Genomic DNA, 20,547 nt, shown 5'->3' on the forward strand with positions numbered 1-20,547 from the left:
CTTAAATTGTTTTGTATGCAGCAGACTTGTCATAACCCTTATTTTCTTTAGGGGCTTGACCTTGGTTTTGCTGTTGTTGCTGTTGATGTAATGCATCACCGACTGCATTGCCTGGTGTGGTCGACTTCACTGCTGACAGTGCGCGGAAGACCGTGTCGATCTGTTCAGGTTTAGCATCACCCACGGCGACACCACCGAGTACAGCGGTCACCAATGTGTCACCTGCTTTGGCTGCAATCACATCACGTTTGATTTGCTCACATGAACAGCCTTCAGTTTTAATACCTGGTACCAATGCAACGGCATCCGCAACCACTGACGCACGTTCAGCGACGACCTGATCAAGCTTTTCCGGTGTGATTTGGTTTTTCTCAAGATCACCAACTTTTTGCTTCAGTTCAGCATTTTCAGTCTGCAAGGTATCAACCACTGCTTGAACCGCTGGTAATTCATCACCAATGGCAAATTGCTTGTCACCGACTTTCAGTTTTGCCGCTTTCAAGTTTTCAATCTGGTCTTGCTGGATTTTTAAGGCATCCGCTAAGGGCTTGTTATCGCCGATATCGAAACGAATACCGTTTACAACTACTTCCATTGTTTTTCCCTCTGTTGGGTTTGGGTTTTGGTCACCGACGCGACAATCACCGCCACAGCGACCGTATTTCACCAGCGCCACGTGATTGCCTTTAAAATTAATAAACCGGGCTTGATACGGCGTACCGTCTGGTGCTGTACCTTGTTCAAGGACAAGATCAGCCGCATAGCCCAATGAGATTTCGACACGCTCATTGTTTTGAATGGCATTGATACTGTTCTGATCTTTAATGATCAGGTCACCGACCATGAAATCACCTTCTTGGCGCACGTTTTCACATTCGCCAATGTGGTATTCCTTCCAGTTGGAAGCATTGATTTCATTTTTTGGTGGGTGATAGTCTGTAGTATCTACGCCGTTGAAACTTTTGATTACTTCAGGCTTAAATAAGTCATCGGCTGCCACATAGACATTGATGACCTGATCCGCTGAATAGCCTTCCAAATTCGGAAATTCATAAGCGTAGTACTGACGGACTTGAGGTGCTTTGGCCAAGCGTACATTGACGCATTTCAGATACCCTTCTTGAGTAAATGAGCGTGTACTTTCGCTTGGTGCAAAGTCACCAATTTTGAGTTGGTAAATGAGTTTCATGAGTTAATGACTCAGCTTTTGTAAGATGCCGCATAAAAGAAGTGCACAAGCTACGATTGCCGCCATGTGTAAAAAGCACAATCCAAACAATCCTGAATCGTTTTCCGGCTCAGATGCTCCAATCTCTTCTAATGGTGGAGGTGGCACAAATTCAGGTTTAGGCTCAGGCTGTTTTGCTGAATTTTGGGCATTAAAAAAGAGCCCATCGGCTCTTAAGTTTTCTGCTGATTCAGCACTTTGTAATTGCTGGAATGACTCATCAAATCCCAAGGCTTCATGCTCTACGAAGCCACCACGTCCACGGCGTTTTGAATAGAGTGGATTGCGAATCAGATCTGCTTCCATATTGCTACAGAAGTCTGGGTAAATTAAGCAATCAGGGTAACCGCTTTGCATCACATCCCAGTCAGTAGGCAGAGGCACTGCTTTGATATTCTGAGCTTCCAGACGGCGATAAAAACGCTCCTTGGAAAATTTCTTTTTACGCATGACATCACCTTTCTGTGGGCAATAAAAAACCCACCGAAGTGGGTCAATGTTCAAGATCAATCAAGATTTTAAAAACACTCGTATATGGTGTTCACGTTTTACAGCATTATAACTATGTTCAACGTCACGAACGGTACCTGAAACTTCGTCGCCGTTTTCATTTGTACCGGAAAATATTTCACCAATTCGAGGCACAACCTCTAAATCTGCATCAATGGCTAAATGATCATGACTAATAATTTCAACTTTCATAAATAATTCCTATCTAATGAGAATCAACTTTATGAAAGTTATAAAATTTAATCAATCAGGATGTCTTCATAATTCGGCACTGCCGTGCATCGGCAACCAATCTTTTCACCAGGGTGACCACCTTCAGGTGGCGTATCCCATCGAAATGTTTGCCCATGATGACGACGACATAAAGGTCGAACCCTTTCATCCTTTGCCGTTAAGTAATCGTATGTTTCCACACCCATCGACGTTTGACGCTTCTTATTGATTGCGCCGTTGATCTTGCCCATCTGATCACGCGCAATGAGTCGTGCACGAATATCCGTACTATGCCCTAGCTTTTTAATTTCCTGAGCTAATTCCTCATTGGTCTGCCCTGTCTGCAAGGCATTCATCACCAAGGCTTCAAGCTTATCGGTGTACTGACTTGGAATAGACTTAATCAGCGAAACGTTGGCAGCAATCTGATTATCAATTACATCCTGAATATCAGAACCACGGAAAAACGGCGTAAGGTCCACACCAAGGATGGTCTTGGTATGGCTGGCAATCTGCTTATCCACTTCCTTACTGGTATCCATGACCACTTTAGTGGCCAAAGATACTGATACTTCCATGGTGTACTTGACCATCTTTTCACGTAACGCCGTGAATAGATCCGTCACCCAGCTATCACCAATGTTCTGACCTACCGCAGGTAAAACAAAATCCTTGGTTTGGTCTTGGCAATATTTGGAGATTTCCAAAAGCTGACGTGTATAGAACAACTCAACACGGCGATTGACCTTGACTGCCCTAGGTTTAGCCTTGCGCCCTTTCTTGCGCTTCTTGATCTGCTGAATTTGAGGCTTAAGGATCTGTATGATCGTCGTCATTTGGCTTCACCATGGTTTCCAGCAATTTAATGTGATCTTCACCAATCACAGAGTAAACGCCGTCGATATTAAGCTGACGTGCGATCTGTGGCTCAGTGATGATTCCCATATTGAGATACTTCTCATCACGCTCAGCATTGGCTTTTTCCACCTCTGCACGGACTTTCGCATCTAATTGCCAAAGCGGATTAAATACGACATTCAGCTCAGGTATTTGACGCCCAAATGTAGACTGACAGATCACGGCGAGAAACTTCATCAAGATCGGCTTGAGGTCCCATTCCTGCTTAGTGGCAATCGAGTCGTAATAATTACGAGTGTCATGCTCACCGGTTGCATTCATTCCCGCAGGTGATTGTCCAAATAGAATCGTATAGGGAATATCTGCCGCACCCGCCGTCTGTACCGAGAATTCACGCATCATGTCAGGCAAGCCGCCGAAACTATACGTTTTTGATTCGTACTTTTCTTCGGCATCAAGGACCAGCATGCCGTTTAAGCTTTTCATCAGCCCCACAGACATGAAACGTTCCATGACGCCTTTCATATCTTCTCTAATCTTATCGACCAAGTTCGGCGTTTGAATGACATCAATCTTTGATTCATGAATAAGGCTAGCAGATCCACGCTTCACGCTGGCATGATCCAGCAGATCCTCATAGACTTCTTGCAGAATGCTTTGAGGCTCTTCATTGACCACATCGGCATGAGCAATACGAATCAAGCGAGTATGATGAATGCGCTTTTTCGCCTCACTCCCCATTTTCATTTCGTAAAATTCAGGCTGTTTTAGCAATCCACAGCATGCCGACGGTGGCAAATAGCTATTTTTATCCGCCGTGATGTATTTCTTTTTCACGACCGTAAAGAATTCCAAACGACCTTGGCCGAGTTTGGAAATATCTAAAGATTGGCCTAAGGCAGCGCCGTCAGCCGTTCCAAGCAGGATATACACAACGCCGTAGAGGCGAGACAGGATTAGGCCTGATAAAAGCACATGCTCTAAGTTAAATGCCTTACACGCTTCCTCAAGGCGTTTTAAATCATCACCTTGAATGCCTTCATAGAACCATCCAGCACGCAGCATGTCAGATGCAGGGCGATTGACAATACGGCGTGCAAGCCAATTCTGATACACCGCTTCAAGTTGATCATCGTCAATGTCTTTACGGACGAACTTGCCACCTGTAGCTTTGTCACGCTCGGTACCAATATTGGATACCAAGTTGGTATATGCACCAGCATCGCCAATGGCGTTGATTGCTTTTTTGACAGCATCAGCGACCATGGTTTTAAGCTTGCCGTCTGCATTGTTTTTATCTTTAGCCATAAATACCTCTAATCAAATACAGTCGGCTTTTTCGCAAGTGAGTCATTAATCGCATCGATGGTAGGGTCCCATTGGTCATCATGCTCATGTGTGAAGTCGGCTTTAAGACCCTCGATTTCTTCAACATAATTCAATAACCACGGTGCACTCACAGGTAGAACAACACGGCGATCTTCAACATAGAACACCACATCCATAGTACGAGTCAGCTTGTCTGTATCACGCTGAATCGCTTTGATCGGTAATGTGGTTTCACGCGAAATGTTTTGAATCAGCATCGTTCCAGATGCTTTATCCTCAATGGCCATGTATCGAAGCTTGCCGATCTTGGTATTGCTTTCCTTATGCTTATTGATGAAAGCCTTAGCTTCCTTAATCAGCTCAGGTGCTTCCCATTTGCCACGGCGCACGTCGATGATGTACAAGCGATTGTCATAACCAAGCCCTGCACATAAGAACACTGAATAGTCGTTATGCTCTTTGGTTTTTTGCGCCGTATCTGCCCATATTGCACGCCACTTGAGTACTGGTAACTCATGGTACCTATCGAACCATTCAGCCTTAACAAGATCACCACCAAGCTTTTTAGGCTCTTGCTGGTACTGACTGCTGAACGTATAACGTGACACTGTAGCGCCGTCTTTATCCTGACCGCCCTTCTCTAACTGCAGTAATGACTGTAACGACTCTTTCAGTGGCCAATAACTCTGACGTCCTTTCTCATCACGCTCGACATCACGTGGCACTTTACGGCGTATATGCTCAGGCAAGGTATTGATGTAAGCATCATCAATCAGTGCCGGTATCGAGATCTGATGCCATTTCCCTGGCACGTTGCCAGTCATCACAAAGTTAGTCGGATCCTCAACGTGTAAACGCTGCATAATCAGAATAATCGGTGTAGATGATTTGGCTTTACGTGAGTTGACCGTGTTCAGAATCTTACGATTTGCCTTGTTACGTGCCGTCTTACTAAATGCATCTTCAGGCTTGAGCGGATCGTCCAGGATAATGGCACCGGTAAATCCAGCATCTGCCAAAGTACCTGCACGGCGGCCCGTAACTTGACCACCCATCGAAGCTGAATAAACGTGCCCTGCCTCATAGCCGTCTACAGTCGTTTTCCAGCTTGCCTTAGCATCGGTACTGGTCGAGATCTTAACTGGCCATAAGCCCTGAAAATCTGCCGATTTAACGATGTTTCGCGCCGTGGATGAAACATCCTCTACAAGTGACTGCGAGAATGACAAATACAAGAATCGTGAGCGCTGGTTTCGTGCGATACCGCGTGCGATCAGATTTGTCAGTAATTCAGTTTTACCACTACCAGGTGGGACGTTAATCACCAAGTTATCAATGCGACCAGCAATGACCTCATCAATTGCCCAAGCAATGTATTCATGATGCCAATTGACTGAGAACTTAAAGCCCATTCTCGGCATGAAAAAACGCCGTGTGAAAAACAAATGTTCACGTTCGCATTTCTCACGTTCGATCTTTATCTCAAGCGGTCTAGTATTTACTTTCGAGTTCATCTAACACCTGCTTCACTAATTCAGGGCTAGCATCCACGTAGGTAACATTTTCGCTTTGTAATGGTCCACCGTCAGCACCTGTGATTTCAAATTTCTTTTCGTAAAAGCCCTTGATGATTTTTTGAATCTGATCGGAAAGCTTGATTGCATCACGTGTATTATTTTTCTTCTTAATCAGAAGATCACTGAGGATTTTCAGCTGAACAATGTCGTTTGCGCCTTCAATGTTGTAGATCGGCTGCTCAATGTATTTCTTCCGTGCCTCATGGAATAGATCCACAAACTCTTCAGATAAATCAGCACCAGCCACCTTGGTTGGGTCGTAGCATTCGACTTGCTGAGGTGTGACATCAATATTGAATTTTACCTTGATCTCTTCTACCACCTGAGTCGGTGTCATGAACTGTGCAAGTGACCGTACAATAAAGGCTTTTTCGAGTTTTTTAAGTCTTGCCATAAATCACCATCCATCAAGGTACATCAAGGAAAGTGGGCAAAAAAATTTGAATCTAACCGATTAGACAGTTCCCACAGCACGCAGCCATACTTTTTTCAGATACAAACGGCGCTTGTTTTGAAAGTTCAACTAATCGCTTCACAGAGTCATCTGCTCCCCATCGTTTTACTTCACCAAAGAACACTTCAACGTCATGGCCAGCTAAGTAATGCTTAGGTAAACCAGTCATATCGCTGTAAATGATTTCGCCGTCTTCATCACGCTCTACACCAATGTGATATAGCTCATGTTCAATCAAACGGCAGAATTCACGATCAGTAGCTTGCTCACAGAATGCAGCATCAACAGTAATCAGGTATTGAGGCACAAAGCCGAACCAATCTCGCATTTGTTGTTCTTGGCGTGCTTTTTTCCATCCACCTTGGTTAAACATCACTTTTTCGCATTGACCAAGGACCATACGCTTTTTTGACACGGCGGCACTTGATGCCCATGCGAATGCAAGGAATTCTTCGTTGTCGTGAATGAGTTCAGCAATATGGTCATGGTCAGGGTTGTGAAGTTCACCACCCAAGGTGAGCCAATTCTTTACTACCCACTGGTAAAGTTCAGGCGCAGGTGCTAATCGAATAGCGTCTTCATCTTCGGCTTGATCAATCAGATCTTGAGGTGGAAACGGTCGAATTTGTTGTTCCATAAGAAGCCTTCAATTGTTTCAACCAAATATACGCACGACCCATCATAATGTCGGCAGGCAAGAATTGTTGGAATCGATAACCCATCTCTTCGGCATGGTCATATCGATCCACACTCCACGCTTTTTTAGCTAATTTACCTTTACGACCACCTGACCATGGACCACCAGCGATTTCAATCAGCATTCGATATTCAATAAGATGCAGATCAAAACGCCAATGTTTCGTGCTTTTGAAATGAAAATATTCTTCGTATTTGATTTCCAATAGATCAAGCATGTATTTGATGCGATCAAAAGCATCCAAGTATTTTTCTGATGCTTTTGGCAACGGCGTATTACGTGGTTTTTTCTTTGGAATGGATTTATCGGTCAGGGCTTTATATGCTTTTTCATCCATATTTCACCCAAAAAAATACCTCCCGAAGGAGGTTCTTTTAAAAACGATATTTGCGATTTCTTAATTTTAGGTAAAGATCTTCAGCATCTGCCCAACCCCATAATAAAATTGCTGCAGGTACTGCCAAGAATCCCCATTTAAGGATGTGATAATTATCCGCTATTAAATTGTAAAATGGTGTATTACCCATTAAATTAAAAGTTGCGATTGAATGCAAAACTGGGAAAAAAGCCAACATTACTACAAGCGCAGCTACCACATAAAACATAGTAAGAATAAACACTCTCGGAAACTCAAAAAAGACCCCTAAAAGGCTTTCACATTTTTCTTTAATCCAATCCATATAACCCCTCATAAAATATTTATTTGTTATCTGAGTTATATATGGATTGTTGATTAATTTTCAAGCACATTCCGTAAATTACGAATGCGATCTTTCAGCTCAATCATGATTTCGTCAATGGCAATCATTTGATGACGCTTAAGACCTGAACGGCTGAGGTTTTGATATTTCGCCAGCTCCGCACAACAGAACTGTAAATCTTGTTTGGCTTGTACACGGTCTGTCATCGATACTCTCCGCACGGCGCTACGTTGAATTAATAAAAAACCCTGCCAATATCTAGAATTGAGCAGGGTTTTGCATGCCGCAATCCGTTCGGCAAATGTAATTATTTTTTAATGCAACATTAACAACAATACTTTACTATTCATTCGATTATTTCCTTAATGTGATGAAAGTTATGAAATACACTTTTTTACTGATATTCTTCGTATTATTACTTACTGGAGGTGTCATTGGTTTTGGGCTTGGGATTTATACAAAGGATTTATTTTTCATGGCAATTGGAGCATTGTTAGTTGTGGCCTCAATCTTAACTTACATTGAATCAAAAAAAGCAAGACGTGATCCATTCCTATGAGTGGGCCTACTTAACTCCTTTCAAACAATCTCGGCACACTTTTATTTGATCACCATCAATCGTGTAATCGATCTCAGTAGCGCCATGAAAACCTAAAATACAAAGCAATTTACGGAGCATGTGGTTCTCCTAGAATTAGGTGGGCGGCGCTTCACATTAAACCACTACGATTAAGGAATGCCGCCTAATTTACCTAGATATTGCTTACACATGACATTTCTCTAGGCAACAAAAAAGCCCACCATTTGGCGAGCTTTTAAGTTAACTTCATGTATCAACGTACACTTCGGTCACTATATCACAAATATGCCATACCCCGTATATACACGTCAAGCACAATTATCAGACTTTAAAACGATTGGTTTTTTGGTGAATTTTTCAAAACTAAATTGAGGATATCGAGATTTAATAAAAGCTAAACCACATTTTATATCCTGTTGAATTTGAGATACGTACGTATCATTGCTAGCAGCAATATCTCGTATCGATTCATCCATGACATAATGCGACCAAATTGAACCAATCCAATCTTGTAAAACCTCATCTTCAATGACTTGTAAATCCAAATACAGTTTATGAATAGCACGTGCTTCATTATTATCAATTTGACAACATGTGCCTGTACGCTTAACTCTCAATCTATCAACCAGACTTTCACCTTTCATATACATTGCCAGCAATGCTTCACGTTGCTTTTGAGTGATGCGTTTTGTAGGCATGGTTTTCACGATCATTACTAATCTTTCATTATCACCATTAATCCATGCGCCTAACTGTCTTGACCACTCTTCAAAACTATATTTTTGCCAATTAGTCGCTTGCATAATTGTTAGCGCTGCATTCATTCCTTCACCCAATTATTTAAATAATTTGCATGTATGTTGGGTACCATTAACCCAGTACACATCCTGACTTTTACAAACCTGAACCGTATTCCATGTGTTTACAGCAACAACAAGCATCATCAACAAGATGAAACCAGCAATCCAAAGCCAGTCATTATTTCTACGTTTCATCCCAAATCCCCTACCATCTTTTCAATTTGTTCAATCGCTGAGCCTGACTTCACTTGCTCTGTACTAAACCGTATTACCTGGTAACCCATCATCGTTGCTGCATTATATTTTTCCATGTCACCGATATACCCCTTGCCCCTAGTGTGACGTCCACCACTCCATATACCGCCTTCAACCTCAATCAATATTTTTTTACCTATCAAATGAAAATCCGCACGCCATTTACGTTTGGGGTGAAACTTAAACTCTCTCTCAAATTCGATTCTGTGCGCCTTAAGTTGTAAAGCTAATATCGACTCTCCCATACTTTCAATTTGCTTATCACGGCGCGGAGATTTTGACTTAATTAAATTTTTACTTTTTGAGCCGTACAAGCTTTTATATTCAGCAAGGGAAATACTTGTCATACTGATTTTCCAAAAGCGATATCAGCAAATAATTCCCTTGCTGATTTGCTCAATCTGAATCCCTGCGGAGTTTGGCCATCCTTTTCCACGAGCCCCCAATTCGCTAGTCCATTCAAATAACGTTGCAGGCTACGGATTGAAATTCCCATGTTCGGTTGAATCTCATCGAAAATTTGTTTCACAGAGATTCTTCCATTCGTTGAAGATATGATTCTCAAGATCATCAGGTTTGTAATCGTGCGATCAGCTTCAGTCACGCTACACCTCCCATTAAAACGCCGTTAAAACCTACCTGTTTCAAATAGGATTCCCACTTTTTAGCCTGTTCAGGTTTTTCAAGCTTCATCGCGATACGTGCTGCAAGGTTTTCATAGGACTCACCTGGCTCAGCGTACTTACCAGCAAACTCTGGGTGATTAGCTAATTTCTGAGCAAACACCTGGATCTGTTTTTCTGTGAGGTATTTTGGTTCTGCAGTAGAGTTTGATTTCTGATGGCCATTCGAATTTGAGTACTTGGTGCGGTATGCGTTGATCAACCAATCTGCAAAATGGAAATTCATCAGTTCATCACAGAGATTCTTTCCAGCGTTGTAGATTTCAAATGCACGTTTTTCACGATCACCCCAAGTTGCGTTCATGAGCATTTCAAAATCCAAATCGGGATCAGCCAAAAAAATTTCTTCACGAAGTTTTTTGAAGCAAAGCCAGCCTTTTTTATTTTTAGATTCTATTGAAAGATTCTTTGAAAGATTCCGTGTCCCAACGTTGGGACCCTTTAACGGAATTGTTGGGACTCTTTCATGGAATTGTTGGGACTGTTCCATTGTTGGAACTGTTCCACTGTTGGGACTCTTTAAATCATCATTTTCAGTATTAAAGGGTACCGTTGTTGGGGCTGTTTCACGGCCATTTACACCTATTAATTGATAGACTTTAACTTGTTTAGTTCGGCCTTTGCGTTCACCAGTATCTGCAATTAATCCATCTTCGATTAGCTCATCGATGATTTTAAGAACAGTTTTACGGTCCATTTCTGTATCTTCAACCAATCTGCTCATGCTTGGATATGCACAATGATCTTCACTGGCACGATCAGCAAGTGAGAGCAATACTAATTTTTTAAGGGGTTTTAAAGCTCCGCCTTTTTTGGTGGGCATTTCAGTTTTCCAAGCCCATACCGTTGCATCTAAGCTCATGGATTTACCTCACTCTCCTTTGGCTTCACATAACCACCAAATGTCACCACTTGATCCGCCTTAATTAAACTCAAGATAACTTGCTGCGCTAACCAGATTGTGATGCGAAAGCGATATGCCATCCTTTGCGCGAGTTCTTCTTTCGTTACTGCAGCGTTATCCTGGTTATAGCCACGACGTTTAAGGTTTTCTTTTTTTACTGCTAAAACTTCATTTAACAACTGCAGTGTCGGCTCATAGAATGACTGCACACCTTGTTGCTGTTTATAGTCAGGTTGCTTTTGAAATTGAGTATTCATGAAACCTCCGCTAATGCCATTTCAGCATCTGTTAAACGGCGTTTTAATTTGAGCTCTGCTGGTGTTGCCAGTCGGATATCCGCGCGATGTACAAGTTGGCCACCTTCTAACCAGTAATATTCTGCAGGTTGAAATGCCTCAACCATCACGAGGTCATCAGTTTTGATATGGTTCATGTACACCACGACATCACCAGTCAAGAAGTCTGTGTTTGGATTGTTTTGAATAAGGTCTTGTGATAGATTTGTTTTCATTCATGATTTCCTAAATTATTGAATGCCTAAAAGCCTGACCTCGACCGTCAGGCTTTTTCGTCTACGCATGCATGAATTTGCGAATCCAGCTTTGCTAAAAATAAATGCAGTTGATGTATGACTTTAGACATGTCCAAGGCTTCTCCTTGCGTAATTCGACCATCTGCCATCATTTCCCTAAAGACTTCACATACATCCCCACCACCCTTACCTATGCTTAAAACTAGATCTGTTAGCGCCGTATCTCTACATTCAGGAATCTGAGGAAGATCAATTGAGACCTTTCCGTGTTCAGCATTAAGTGCTTGCAAAATCCTGCAATCCCCTGTGATTGCGATTAACTTTGAAGCTTCGACAAGCGTTAGATGATGGGTTTCCGTATTAGGATTGACTTTGCTGTTCAGCACAGCAGGACTTTTAATGCCAAGGCGTGGCGCAAGTGCATTTGCTCCGCCTGGATAATCGTGAACTGTGTTATATGCAGCATCAGTGATGTTCATATCGGCTTCCTTTGAACGTGTTTAAATAAAATCAATTGGTTAATAATTGATTTATGCAGTTAATACGGGAGCTATAGATGAAACTGACTTATCACGGCGGATCTCGAAATGAATACTCGGAATCAAAGCCATAATTTTTCCAACGGATGAGTCTGGAACATACACCCCCCACTGGTTTACAGCTTGTGGAGTAACCCCAATCTCGTCTGCTAAGTGGGATGCATTTTTGAAAAATTTCATAGCATCACTTGTCTTAATCAGTACTTTCACATTTATTCCTCAAAGTACGCTTTATTTTTAAAGCATACTTTAATAAATATTTGCAAGCAAGCTTTATTATTCATGTTGTAAGCTAGCTTTAAATTTAAAGTGGGTTTTATTTATGAACACTCTTCAGGATAGGATTAACCTTGCTATTAGCCATTTCTTGACAAGCAGAAATGAAAAAAAATTAAAAAGAAGTGAAATGGCAAAGTTTTGTGGTGTATCAGTTGCTGCCATAGGTCAATGGATAAACGGGCAAACCAACTCACTTGATAGTTTAAAAAACGCAAAGGCTGCACAGTACTTGGGCGTAAACCCACACTGGTTAGCTGGCGATTCAAAATTTAAAATGCTAGACGATGTTGATTCAACAATTAAGTTTGACCCACTTATTGCTGTAGAAACCGTGGTTACAACTGAAGACTACAAAGATGAATTTGTGTGGATCGATGTTGTTGAGGCTGTCTTTTCATGTGGCGCTGGCGAATCAATTGAATTTCACTTTGACACCATTAATGGAAAAATCCCATTTTCACCTACGTTTATGAAAGAAAAAGGCGTTACTGAAAAAACCATGAAAATTATTAAAGCCAAAGGCGAAAGCATGGCGGATTTCATCAAGGATGGTGACTTGGTCGGTATCAACCTAGCGCAAACCGATATTATTGATGGTGAAATTTACGCTGTGTATTTGGCTGGAGAAGGCATGTTGAAGCAAATATTTAAAGAAGCTGATGGCTCTTTAGTGCTTCATAGCTTAAACGAGAAGTTTCCAGACAGAATTGTAAGTGAAGAAAATGGAAGGAATTTTAAAGTAATAGGTCGCCAGTTTTGGCGGGCGGGATAAATTTAAAAATAGAGAATACTTATGCACCCAAAACAAATAATGAATCAAATCATAGAGCGTATTAACAGTGCTGCAGCTGCTAACGAACCGCTAACGCTAAACCCTGAAGAAGTTAAAATTCTCTCAGAAGAAATTGGCGACCTTCATTTCATCCCTGTGCTTAGTAATGAGCAATTAATCCAGCTGTGCAATGAGGGAAAGTTGGGTCAAAAAATGGTTGATAAGAAAGATTGATAAAAAAGCCGCTAATGCGGCTTGGGTAAGGTAGTTGGATTGTATAGGGATGTTTAAAATTTTATTTACTTTCATTTTATGATTTTACAACTTTAATTTATTGAATTTATTTTTATTGGGGCGGTAATGAAATATATAAAGTTATCTAAATTATCCTTTGATGAAATAGGTATAAGAAAATTAAAAAATTTTAGTATACCTATTACTGAAAGAATAACTTTAATAGCTGGGCATAATGCTATTGGTAAATCAACAATTCTTGGAATAATAGCAAACAGTTCAGGAATTAAATCTGCAGATTATAAATCGTATTTTGAAAAAACTTATCAATCAAAATTTGAAGAATTATTTTATCTAGATGATTCTGAAATACTACCCCCAGGTCATCGTGGCCATGCAATCCTTACTTATTATATTGAAACACAAAATAAGGAAGGCTTTGATTTTTGTGCAATCCATAAAAAGAAATGCAATATTAGTAAAAATACTACGTTATCAACAATAAGGCCTCGTTTAATTCCGAGAAGTGAAGACCGCGAACAAAGTGAAGAAATTGGAATTGGTGCTGGCGATGGTAAAATACCTTTACCAACTATATATTTAGGAATGAGTCGAATGACCCCAATTGGGGAGTTTGAAGATGCTGATATCAGCAAAAAAATTCTTAAAAATATGGACGATGAAGATAAAAGGTTTATACATGAAATATTCAATAAAATAATTAGAATAAATAGTGTTTCTGCTTCTGAAGTAATTGACCATGATTTCAAAGGAAGTAAAAAAAGATCTAAAGTACCAAATATGGATTTCAATACTTTATCTATATCTTTAGGGCAAGATTCTGTCAGTGCAATCGTCACTGCTTTAGCCTCTTTTAATAAATTAAAAAGAGAATTAAAAGAAGCTTATATTGGTGGAATTTTAGTTATTGATGAAATAGAGTCGGGGCTTCATCCTAAAGCTCAAATGAATCTTATTGAAGTATTAAAAAAACAAGGAAGAGACCTGAAACTGCAAATTATGGCTACGACACACTCTCTTACTATCATTAAATCTGTTCTTAAAGATCAAGAAGACCAAAGTAAGTTTGAAGAGCCAAAGGATTCAGTAGTTTATTTACAAGATACTCGAATGCCAAGGCCAATGCCATTTCCAACATATGAAAAAATTAAAAATGATATGCTTCTTAGTATTGAAGAGGTTAAAGATTTACCATCAATTAAAGTTTATTTTGAAGATAAAGAAGCTTGTTTTTTCTTCGAAAAAATAATGAAATATTTAAACTTAAAGGACGAACTTATTGAGTTTGGTCGTTCTCTTAAATTAACTTCAGCATCACTGGGTTGTGATGTTCTAATAAAATTAAATAAAGCAGATGATTATTTTAAGAATGTAGTTATTATTCTTGATAATGATATCGTTACTAAATCAACTTATCTGGAATATGTACTTTCTCAAAAGAATATTCTGACGTTACCTGGGGATAAATCATTTACCCCCTCCACTCCTCCTTATTTAAGAAATCCTGAAAATATTATTTATAGTTATCTCAATGACAAATTAAAAAATTACTATGATAACTTAGATTTTTGGGAGAATTGTAAGTATACATCCGATTATGTTGAACAAAATATACTCAAATTAAATCAAAGTGATATGTCTAATAATGAAATTATGAAAAAATGGTTTAACACCAATACCACACATTTTGATAATATGGAAATTATTGAAAAATGGTGCGCTGAGAACGATTCATCAGTTCAAAAATTTAAACAAGAATTTTTCGAAGTTCTTGCACACTTACACTAAAGGCTCTAAATCTTTATGCGCTTCTCAACCCCGCTACGCTATCCTGGTGGAAAAGCCAAATTTGCGCCCTTTGTAAAAGATCTGATGGAAATAAACCATCTTTCGGGCGATTATCTCGAGCCTTTCGCGGGAGGTGCAGGTGTAGCTTTAGATTTGCTCTTTAGTGAGTATTGTAAAAATATACATATCAATGATTTTGACAGAGCTGTTTATAATTTCTGGAAATCAGTGACTTTAGAAACAGAGGAATTCCTAAAGGTCTTGTATGATACTCCAGTAACTATTGAAGAATGGTATAAACAAAAAGCTATTCTTTCTGCTCCCACTGAACATTCTGAACTTGAACATGGCTTCGCTGCATTCTTTTTAAATCGTACTAACCGTTCAGGGATCTTAAAAGGTGGAGTAATTGGTGGTAAAAATCAGGATGGCCACTATAAGCTTGATGCGCGTTTTCATAAAGAAAATTTAGCCAAGCGAATTGAAAAAATTGGAGAGTTTAAGGAGCGCATCAAAGTCTACAACTATGATGCTCTAGAGTTATTAAGCAAAGTAGATTCTTTACTTCCGGAAAATTCTCTCATTTATTTAGATCCTCCTTACTACGTCAAAGGTCAGGGTTTATATCGTAATTTTTATGTTCATGAAGATCATGTACAAATTCGAAAAGCTTTAGATAAAGTAAGAACAAAATGGATAGTTTCTTATGATAATTGCCCAGAAATTAAAGAAATTTATTTAGGGTATCGCCAAGAAGATTATGAACTTAACTATAGTGCCTATTATAAGGTTAAAGGCTCTGAAGTAATGATCTACTGCGACAATATAAAAAAAGTTAATATCCCATCTAAACAACATCAACAGTAACTTAATTTAGCTATTGCTTAAATCCATCCAACCCACCCCAGCGGTGGGTTTTCTTTTGCCTATTAAAGCACAAATTAAAGCAAAGTTTAAAATAATTATTAAAGTATGCTTTACACACCTAATTTATTAAAGTATGCTTTAATTATCAAAACAAAAAAAGCACACCGACCGTCAAATCAAGTGTGCTTTGCAAACTGCGAGATCAATTATGAATCTAAATTTCACCCCATTCAATACCGTCGCGGTAAGTTTATTAGTATCAAGTGTAACGATTGGTGCATTAGTCTTCACTAAACAACCTCAAGCGACAGATTTAAAGCTTAGCTATTCAAGCTATGTACCTAATCAAACATCAGTTGCAGCCCTAAAACTGACCTCTGAAACGACTGGCTACGCTGTAGTACGTCTTGATGAATATACGCTCGACGTGTCATTCGACTATGAAAAATTCACGAATGATTACGGCGTTCCTGGTAGTGAATTTGACGATGCAATGATTACATCGCTGACAATCGACAAAATTCACGATGTCTTAGGTAACTCTGTATCAGATTTCACAGATCACAATGACCATTACAACATTAATCAAATGTTGATCACTCACATGCACAAGAATCGCATGCTAGGGGGTGTTTAATGTCGACTGTATTTTTTAAAAAAGCGCAACGTAAAAATGCAAAATTACGCCTTGCTCTTGCTGGGCCTACCGGCTCAGGTAAAACCTTAGGTGCACTTCTTTTAGCTAAAGGAATTGGTGGGAAAATTGCTGTCGCTGATACAGAAAATAGTAGTGCTGAGCTGTATGAAGATATTGTTGAGTTTGAGCATGCGAACATTCAACCTCCCTACACTCCTGAAAAGTTTATTGATGCTATTCATGCTGCAGAAAAAGCAGGTTTCGACACCTTAATTCTAGATAGCATTACTCATGAATGGTCCGGCGTTGGCGGTTGTTTGGAGATTGTAGACAAACTTGCCAGCACAACTTTCAAGGGTAATAGCTGGGGTGCATGGAGCCAAGTTACACCAAGACACCGTAAGTTTATCGATGCAATGCTTCAATCTAGCATCAATATCATTGTGACCATGCGCAGCAAGATGGATACCGTTCAGGTTGATGCAGGTAACGGTAAAAAGAAAGTAGAAAAAGTGGGGATGAAAGCTGAGCAGCGTGATGGTATCGAATATGAGTTCACCACCGTTCTGGATCTAACTCACGATAACTATGCAGTTAGAACAAAAGATCGTACCCGCATTTTTAATGAACCCATGCTTCTTTCTGAACAGGCTGGTGTACTACTTAAACAATGGTTGAACTCTGGATCTGCTAATGCGTGTATCAATGGCAATCAATTCTTAGAACTTGAGGCACTTATGCAACAAGCTGGAATTGATATTGAAAAGTATTGTGCCAAACGAGGTCTAAATAGTCTTCACGATGTTCAACAGCAGAAGTTTGATGAAACATGCGCAGGCATTCACGCAATCATCCAGCGTAACCAACAAGCACAACGAGCTAATGAACAACAGCTACATGCTGAAAATGAAGCACGCCTAGAAAATGATTATCAGGCTGCGTTGAGAGATATTCGGAATGCTAATCACGTCAATGATCTAAATCGGCCTGCGGACTACTTCAAAGGCACAAAGTACGAACAACAAATTTTAAACGCCTGTCAGGCGAAATCAGATATGGAGGGATGGTCAGCATGAAAATTTTAAATGGTAAAGAAGCCTTTGAAGCACTTTCTGCAGGTCAAAAAATTGAAGCGCGTCATAAACAAACAACTGAATTTGATTCCCTGGATAACTTCCCAGCGACAATTATGGTGAATCCTGAGTATGAATTCCGTATTGCGCTGACGTTCATCACCATTGGTGAAATGCAGGTACCTGAGCCTTTGAAAGAAGCGCCAGCAAAAGGTACTCAATGCTTTGCGCCATCTTTGTTGACTGAAGAGCTTAGCAAGTCATTCAAATGGAAAAACTCAGACTTGGATTTAGCACTATTACAACGTGGCCAAGTTCACCTTGAGCAAGAACATGCCGTCATTCATGCACAAGCATTAATCGTGATCGGTAGTGGCACAACGCAACCAGCTGTTGAAGCACAAGTTCAAGATGAAATCGAATCAATTACACAGGCTGAATCAGATTCAGTTGATGAAGTACTTGATGAAGCAGATCCAGTCATTCAAAAGTTTATCGATGCTATTAATAAATGTTCTTCTGACTATGATTTACAGGGTGTTGAGCGCAATCTTGATGGCAATCAACATAAATTGTGCAACGTTGAATATGAGCAATTAAAGCAGCGTATTGCTGAAAAACGTGAAAGCTTTTTTGAAGCTAAACAACCTGTGATTACTGCCCAACCTGAGCCAGTGGAAAACGAAATCACTGAAACTGAGCAACCTAGCTTGATTGATTTAATTGACGATCAAGCAAAGAGCGCAGTTCAGGACACAATGTATAAAGATGCAATGTCAGGTAGTGGCCAATCAAGTTATCCAATCGACATGCTTTATAACCAAAAGAAAAAGATGCTGATCAGTAAAATTCAAGAAATGGATTCTATTGAAGCATTGGAACGTCTTGCACCTGCGATACCAGCTGCAAAACTCAACCCTGAAGATCACCAAGAGCTATTGCGAATCTACGCTGAGCGTAAGACTGCAATGCAACATGCAGATGCATAGGTGCCTTATGAAATTCAACTATTCCTCTATTACCCGAACACTCACAGTGTTCGGGGCGAGAATGACCCATATTTTTGAAAATGTAGGCGTTGGTGAAATTGATACTTTGGTCATCAATGCAAAGTTAAAAGAAGCGACTTGGAGAATGAAATGAGCTCTGTAAAAGACATCCAAAAAGAAGAAAACGAACAACGCTTACAGAAAGCTAAAAACAAAGTGATTGCTGCTTTAGAAAAGGATCCGCTGGGCTTGTCGATTGCACAACTTATGACGATCTGTCAGTTAAGCATCAAAACCGTTAAAAATGTTCTAGCTGTGATCGACGTTGACCAGGAAGACGGCGTGTTCTTTTTAAAAGGCAAGCCTAAGGTTGAAATTCAAAACAAGCCTCAAGTTGCTCCAACTGCTAAGCCTAGTGCACCGGTTAAACCTTCAGAAGAACCAACTGCAGTTAATATCAGTGAAGCATTCCTGAATTTGCTTGAGGACTTCCCTGACGGTCTAAATAAAACTGATATTCAGGCTGTATTAAAAATTTCAGATAAGCAATTTTCAAATTTGACCTACAAGCTGACACAGGCCAAAAAAATTGAACGTTCTGGAAAACTAGGCAGTTATATCTACACACTGTTCAAACCTAAATCTGAACTGACACAGCCTGAACCTAAACAGCCAGTTTCAGAAATCATTGAATTCCACACATCTGTGGTGGCTGATTCAACCCAAGTCGATGCACCTCAGATCATTGAGCCTGAGCAACCAGTTAAGGAAAACAAAATGACAGCTTCAAATAAACCAGTTTTAAATGCTCTGATGAAATTGGCTGAAACTCAGATTGTTCAGACTTCAACACTGGAACTAACTCAAGATCAGATCGGTCAAGCGCTCATGGAGTATTTTGATTTTAATCGTATCGAATGGACCACTGATGGTGAAACATTGGTGGCAACGATGATCAAAACTGAAGAAATGGTGGCGTGATGGAAAATAATAAATTATGGGCTGTGAATATACCTGAAGAGCCAGATTCAGAAGAAATTTTATACCCTATTCCATCTAAAGAATTAGGTGAGCAAGTCGTTAATCGTCTGCGTCAGGAAGCCATTCAAGTTTTTGAAACAGTTGGTGAATGTATTGCTGAAGCCATCACTCTTGAAGTGTGGGATGGCACAACTGAAGAACATGCAAAACATTTAGCAGAAAACCCAAATTGGTGGAATGAAACAACCTTTCTTGAAGATGAGGTGGTGTGATGCTTGAGAAAACTGAAAATCCGCTGAATCTTAGTTTGGATCTGATTAATAAAATTCTCCCTGAGCTTCAGAAGCAATTTGATGACTATGAAGATGATCCAAGTATGAAAGTGCTTGGGCTGACACTTGAAGAGTCAGGTGTGTGTATCGAAATTAAAATCAAGACTGGTGAAGAATACAGCTACAGCCTCGAACAGTTAAAAAAGCTGAAAGCTGAATTAGAAAATCCACTGGTCCAAAGTTTACAGGAGGTTTCTTAATGGGTGCACTGGCCAAACGAGTTGAGGATCCAGTTGATATTGGCTTCATGCTTTTGATGAAGTATCGTAAGCCAGTGATCAAACTTGAAGAGCTCTTGCCTGATTACTTGCCTCATCTTACAATTGAACAGGCGAACAAGCGTGCAAATAAATGTACACTTCCATTTCCTGCATTCAAATCAGATGGACGTAACTCACCTTTTTATGTTCATTTAAGTGATGTGGCTTTCTGGCTTGAATCAATACAAAAAGAGTCTAAGAAAGATTGGGAAGCAATGAACCATTAATGGTGAATTCTTCAAAATATCCCGCATGGTTGCACCATATTTGCACCTTGCACCATGCGGATACATACCAAATATATAATAATTATAATTTTTTACTTTAAATCTATCCCACCTGCCATGGGTGCTACAAAAACAGGAGTTGTTTTTTCGCGATCAAATAAATCACGGATCACAGGATGTTGAGACATGAATAATACCAATGATGATGAAACAGTTTCAGAATGCTT

General features: G+C 39.9%; 32 protein-coding genes. 12 read left to right on the forward strand and 20 right to left on the reverse strand.

The genetic code is table 11. From position 1 onward, the window contains the following. Position 1: 1 nt before the first annotated feature. From CL42_RS04010 to CL42_RS04100, 20 genes are all read right to left on the reverse strand, one after another. Entirely contained in the window at positions 2-1,189 is a 1,188-nt protein-coding gene (locus tag CL42_RS04010) for a DUF2213 domain-containing protein (protein ID WP_035265446.1), read from the reverse strand. Positions 1,190-1,192: 3 nt separating this feature from the next. After that, positions 1,193-1,678 (reverse strand): hypothetical protein, encoded by a 486-nt coding sequence (locus tag CL42_RS04015; protein ID WP_035265448.1) that lies wholly within the window; start codon positions 1,676-1,678, stop codon positions 1,193-1,195. A 60-nt stretch (positions 1,679-1,738) separates the two neighbouring features. Then, positions 1,739-1,930 (reverse strand): hypothetical protein, encoded by a 192-nt coding sequence (locus CL42_RS04020; RefSeq protein ID WP_035265450.1) that lies wholly within the window; start codon positions 1,928-1,930, stop codon positions 1,739-1,741. A gap of 47 nt (positions 1,931-1,977) precedes the next feature. Next, entirely contained in the window at positions 1,978-2,787 is an 810-nt protein-coding gene (locus tag CL42_RS04025; RefSeq protein ID WP_035265451.1) for a phage minor head protein, read from the reverse strand. Next, positions 2,762-4,075: a DUF1073 domain-containing protein gene (locus CL42_RS04030; protein WP_035265522.1), complete on the reverse strand. Its 1,314-nt coding sequence runs from the start codon at positions 4,073-4,075 to the stop codon at positions 2,762-2,764. Before CL42_RS04030 ends, CL42_RS04025 begins: the two co-directional genes overlap by 26 nt. 50 nt (positions 4,076-4,125) lie before the next feature. Further along, positions 4,126-5,652 (reverse strand): phage terminase large subunit, encoded by a 1,527-nt coding sequence (gene terL, locus CL42_RS04035; RefSeq protein ID WP_035265453.1) that lies wholly within the window; start codon positions 5,650-5,652, stop codon positions 4,126-4,128. Further along, entirely contained in the window at positions 5,630-6,109 is a 480-nt protein-coding gene (locus tag CL42_RS04040; RefSeq protein WP_035265454.1) for a DUF2280 domain-containing protein, read from the reverse strand. Before CL42_RS04040 ends, terL begins: the two co-directional genes overlap by 23 nt. Positions 6,110-6,161: 52 nt before the next feature. Continuing rightward, on the reverse strand, positions 6,162-6,806 hold the full coding sequence (locus CL42_RS04045) for a putative metallopeptidase (protein WP_035265455.1): 645 nt from the start codon (positions 6,804-6,806) through the stop codon (positions 6,162-6,164). Further along, positions 6,763-7,203, reverse strand: coding sequence for a hypothetical protein (locus tag CL42_RS04050; protein ID WP_035265456.1), 441 nt, complete (start codon positions 7,201-7,203; stop codon positions 6,763-6,765). Before CL42_RS04050 ends, CL42_RS04045 begins: the two co-directional genes overlap by 44 nt. Positions 7,204-7,240: 37 nt before the next feature. After that, positions 7,241-7,546, reverse strand: a complete 306-nt coding sequence (locus CL42_RS04055; protein WP_035265457.1) for a hypothetical protein — start codon at positions 7,544-7,546, stop codon at positions 7,241-7,243. A gap of 53 nt (positions 7,547-7,599) precedes the next feature. Beyond that, a complete protein-coding gene (locus CL42_RS17220; RefSeq protein ID WP_171076747.1) occupies positions 7,600-7,773 on the reverse strand; it encodes a hypothetical protein in 174 nt (57 codons plus the stop codon). A 682-nt stretch (positions 7,774-8,455) separates the two neighbouring features. Beyond that, positions 8,456-8,971, reverse strand: a complete 516-nt coding sequence (locus CL42_RS04065; protein WP_035265459.1) for a hypothetical protein — start codon at positions 8,969-8,971, stop codon at positions 8,456-8,458. Between the two features lie 12 nt (positions 8,972-8,983). Continuing rightward, positions 8,984-9,142: a hypothetical protein gene (locus tag CL42_RS17225; protein WP_171076748.1), complete on the reverse strand. Its 159-nt coding sequence runs from the start codon at positions 9,140-9,142 to the stop codon at positions 8,984-8,986. Next, positions 9,139-9,549, reverse strand: a complete 411-nt coding sequence (locus CL42_RS04070) for a DUF559 domain-containing protein (protein ID WP_035265460.1) — start codon at positions 9,547-9,549, stop codon at positions 9,139-9,141. Before CL42_RS04070 ends, CL42_RS17225 begins: the two co-directional genes overlap by 4 nt. Beyond that, positions 9,546-9,806 (reverse strand): hypothetical protein, encoded by a 261-nt coding sequence (locus CL42_RS04075; protein ID WP_035265462.1) that lies wholly within the window; start codon positions 9,804-9,806, stop codon positions 9,546-9,548. The genes CL42_RS04070 and CL42_RS04075 overlap by 4 nt, the downstream gene beginning before the upstream one ends. Continuing rightward, complete coding sequence (locus CL42_RS04080) at positions 9,803-10,747, reverse strand: helix-turn-helix domain-containing protein (protein WP_035265464.1); 945 nt, start codon at positions 10,745-10,747, stop codon at positions 9,803-9,805. Before CL42_RS04080 ends, CL42_RS04075 begins: the two co-directional genes overlap by 4 nt. Next, positions 10,744-11,046, reverse strand: a complete 303-nt coding sequence (locus CL42_RS04085) for a hypothetical protein (RefSeq protein WP_035265466.1) — start codon at positions 11,044-11,046, stop codon at positions 10,744-10,746. The genes CL42_RS04080 and CL42_RS04085 overlap by 4 nt, the downstream gene beginning before the upstream one ends. Beyond that, positions 11,043-11,300, reverse strand: a complete 258-nt coding sequence (locus CL42_RS04090; protein WP_035265467.1) for a hypothetical protein — start codon at positions 11,298-11,300, stop codon at positions 11,043-11,045. Before CL42_RS04090 ends, CL42_RS04085 begins: the two co-directional genes overlap by 4 nt. Before the next feature lie 47 nt (positions 11,301-11,347). Continuing rightward, positions 11,348-11,800, reverse strand: a complete 453-nt coding sequence (locus CL42_RS04095) for a phage regulatory CII family protein (RefSeq protein ID WP_035265469.1) — start codon at positions 11,798-11,800, stop codon at positions 11,348-11,350. 51 nt (positions 11,801-11,851) lie between these two features. Continuing rightward, positions 11,852-12,070, reverse strand: a complete 219-nt coding sequence (locus CL42_RS04100; RefSeq protein ID WP_035265470.1) for a bacteriophage regulatory protein — start codon at positions 12,068-12,070, stop codon at positions 11,852-11,854. A gap of 112 nt (positions 12,071-12,182) precedes the next feature. Between CL42_RS04100 and CL42_RS04105 the strand changes: the two genes are divergently transcribed. The 12 genes from CL42_RS04105 to CL42_RS04155 all read left to right on the forward strand — a co-directional run bounded on the left by CL42_RS04105 (position 12,183) and on the right by CL42_RS04155 (position 20,320). After that, positions 12,183-12,911, forward strand: a complete 729-nt coding sequence (locus tag CL42_RS04105) for an XRE family transcriptional regulator (protein WP_051586517.1) — start codon at positions 12,183-12,185, stop codon at positions 12,909-12,911. A 21-nt stretch (positions 12,912-12,932) separates the two neighbouring features. Continuing rightward, entirely contained in the window at positions 12,933-13,145 is a 213-nt protein-coding gene (locus tag CL42_RS04110) for a hypothetical protein (RefSeq protein ID WP_035265472.1), read from the forward strand. Between the two features lie 126 nt (positions 13,146-13,271). After that, positions 13,272-14,954, forward strand: a complete 1,683-nt coding sequence (locus CL42_RS04115; protein WP_035265474.1) for an AAA family ATPase — start codon at positions 13,272-13,274, stop codon at positions 14,952-14,954. A gap of 15 nt (positions 14,955-14,969) precedes the next feature. Then, on the forward strand, positions 14,970-15,821 hold the full coding sequence (locus CL42_RS04120; protein WP_035265476.1) for a DNA adenine methylase: 852 nt from the start codon (positions 14,970-14,972) through the stop codon (positions 15,819-15,821). Between the two features lie 208 nt (positions 15,822-16,029). Beyond that, the gene (locus CL42_RS04125; protein WP_035265477.1) at positions 16,030-16,458 is read left to right on the forward strand and encodes a hypothetical protein; all 429 of its coding nucleotides are present in this window, start codon (positions 16,030-16,032) and stop codon (positions 16,456-16,458) included. Then, positions 16,458-17,534 carry an ATP-binding protein gene (locus CL42_RS04130; RefSeq protein ID WP_035265478.1) on the forward strand — a complete coding sequence of 359 codons (1,077 nt, stop codon included), beginning with the start codon at positions 16,458-16,460 and terminating at the stop codon, positions 17,532-17,534. The genes CL42_RS04125 and CL42_RS04130 overlap by 1 nt, the downstream gene beginning before the upstream one ends. After that, on the forward strand, positions 17,531-18,520 hold the full coding sequence (locus CL42_RS16440) for a hypothetical protein (RefSeq protein ID WP_051586518.1): 990 nt from the start codon (positions 17,531-17,533) through the stop codon (positions 18,518-18,520). The genes CL42_RS04130 and CL42_RS16440 overlap by 4 nt, the downstream gene beginning before the upstream one ends. Positions 18,521-18,527: 7 nt before the next feature. Beyond that, positions 18,528-18,674, forward strand: a complete 147-nt coding sequence (locus tag CL42_RS17230) for a hypothetical protein (RefSeq protein ID WP_171076749.1) — start codon at positions 18,528-18,530, stop codon at positions 18,672-18,674. Next, on the forward strand, positions 18,671-19,501 hold the full coding sequence (locus CL42_RS04140; RefSeq protein WP_035265479.1) for a hypothetical protein: 831 nt from the start codon (positions 18,671-18,673) through the stop codon (positions 19,499-19,501). The genes CL42_RS17230 and CL42_RS04140 overlap by 4 nt, the downstream gene beginning before the upstream one ends. Beyond that, positions 19,501-19,773, forward strand: coding sequence for a hypothetical protein (locus tag CL42_RS04145; RefSeq protein WP_035265480.1), 273 nt, complete (start codon positions 19,501-19,503; stop codon positions 19,771-19,773). Before CL42_RS04140 ends, CL42_RS04145 begins: the two co-directional genes overlap by 1 nt. Further along, positions 19,773-20,033 carry a hypothetical protein gene (locus CL42_RS04150; RefSeq protein WP_035265481.1) on the forward strand — a complete coding sequence of 87 codons (261 nt, stop codon included), beginning with the start codon at positions 19,773-19,775 and terminating at the stop codon, positions 20,031-20,033. The genes CL42_RS04145 and CL42_RS04150 overlap by 1 nt, the downstream gene beginning before the upstream one ends. After that, positions 20,033-20,320 carry a pyocin activator PrtN family protein gene (locus CL42_RS04155; protein WP_035265482.1) on the forward strand — a complete coding sequence of 96 codons (288 nt, stop codon included), beginning with the start codon at positions 20,033-20,035 and terminating at the stop codon, positions 20,318-20,320. The genes CL42_RS04150 and CL42_RS04155 overlap by 1 nt, the downstream gene beginning before the upstream one ends. Positions 20,321-20,547 lie beyond the last annotated feature (227 nt).

Origin of the sequence: Acinetobacter sp. Ver3 (assembly GCF_000632455.1) — a bacterium.
GTDB lineage: Bacteria > Pseudomonadota > Gammaproteobacteria > Pseudomonadales > Moraxellaceae > Acinetobacter.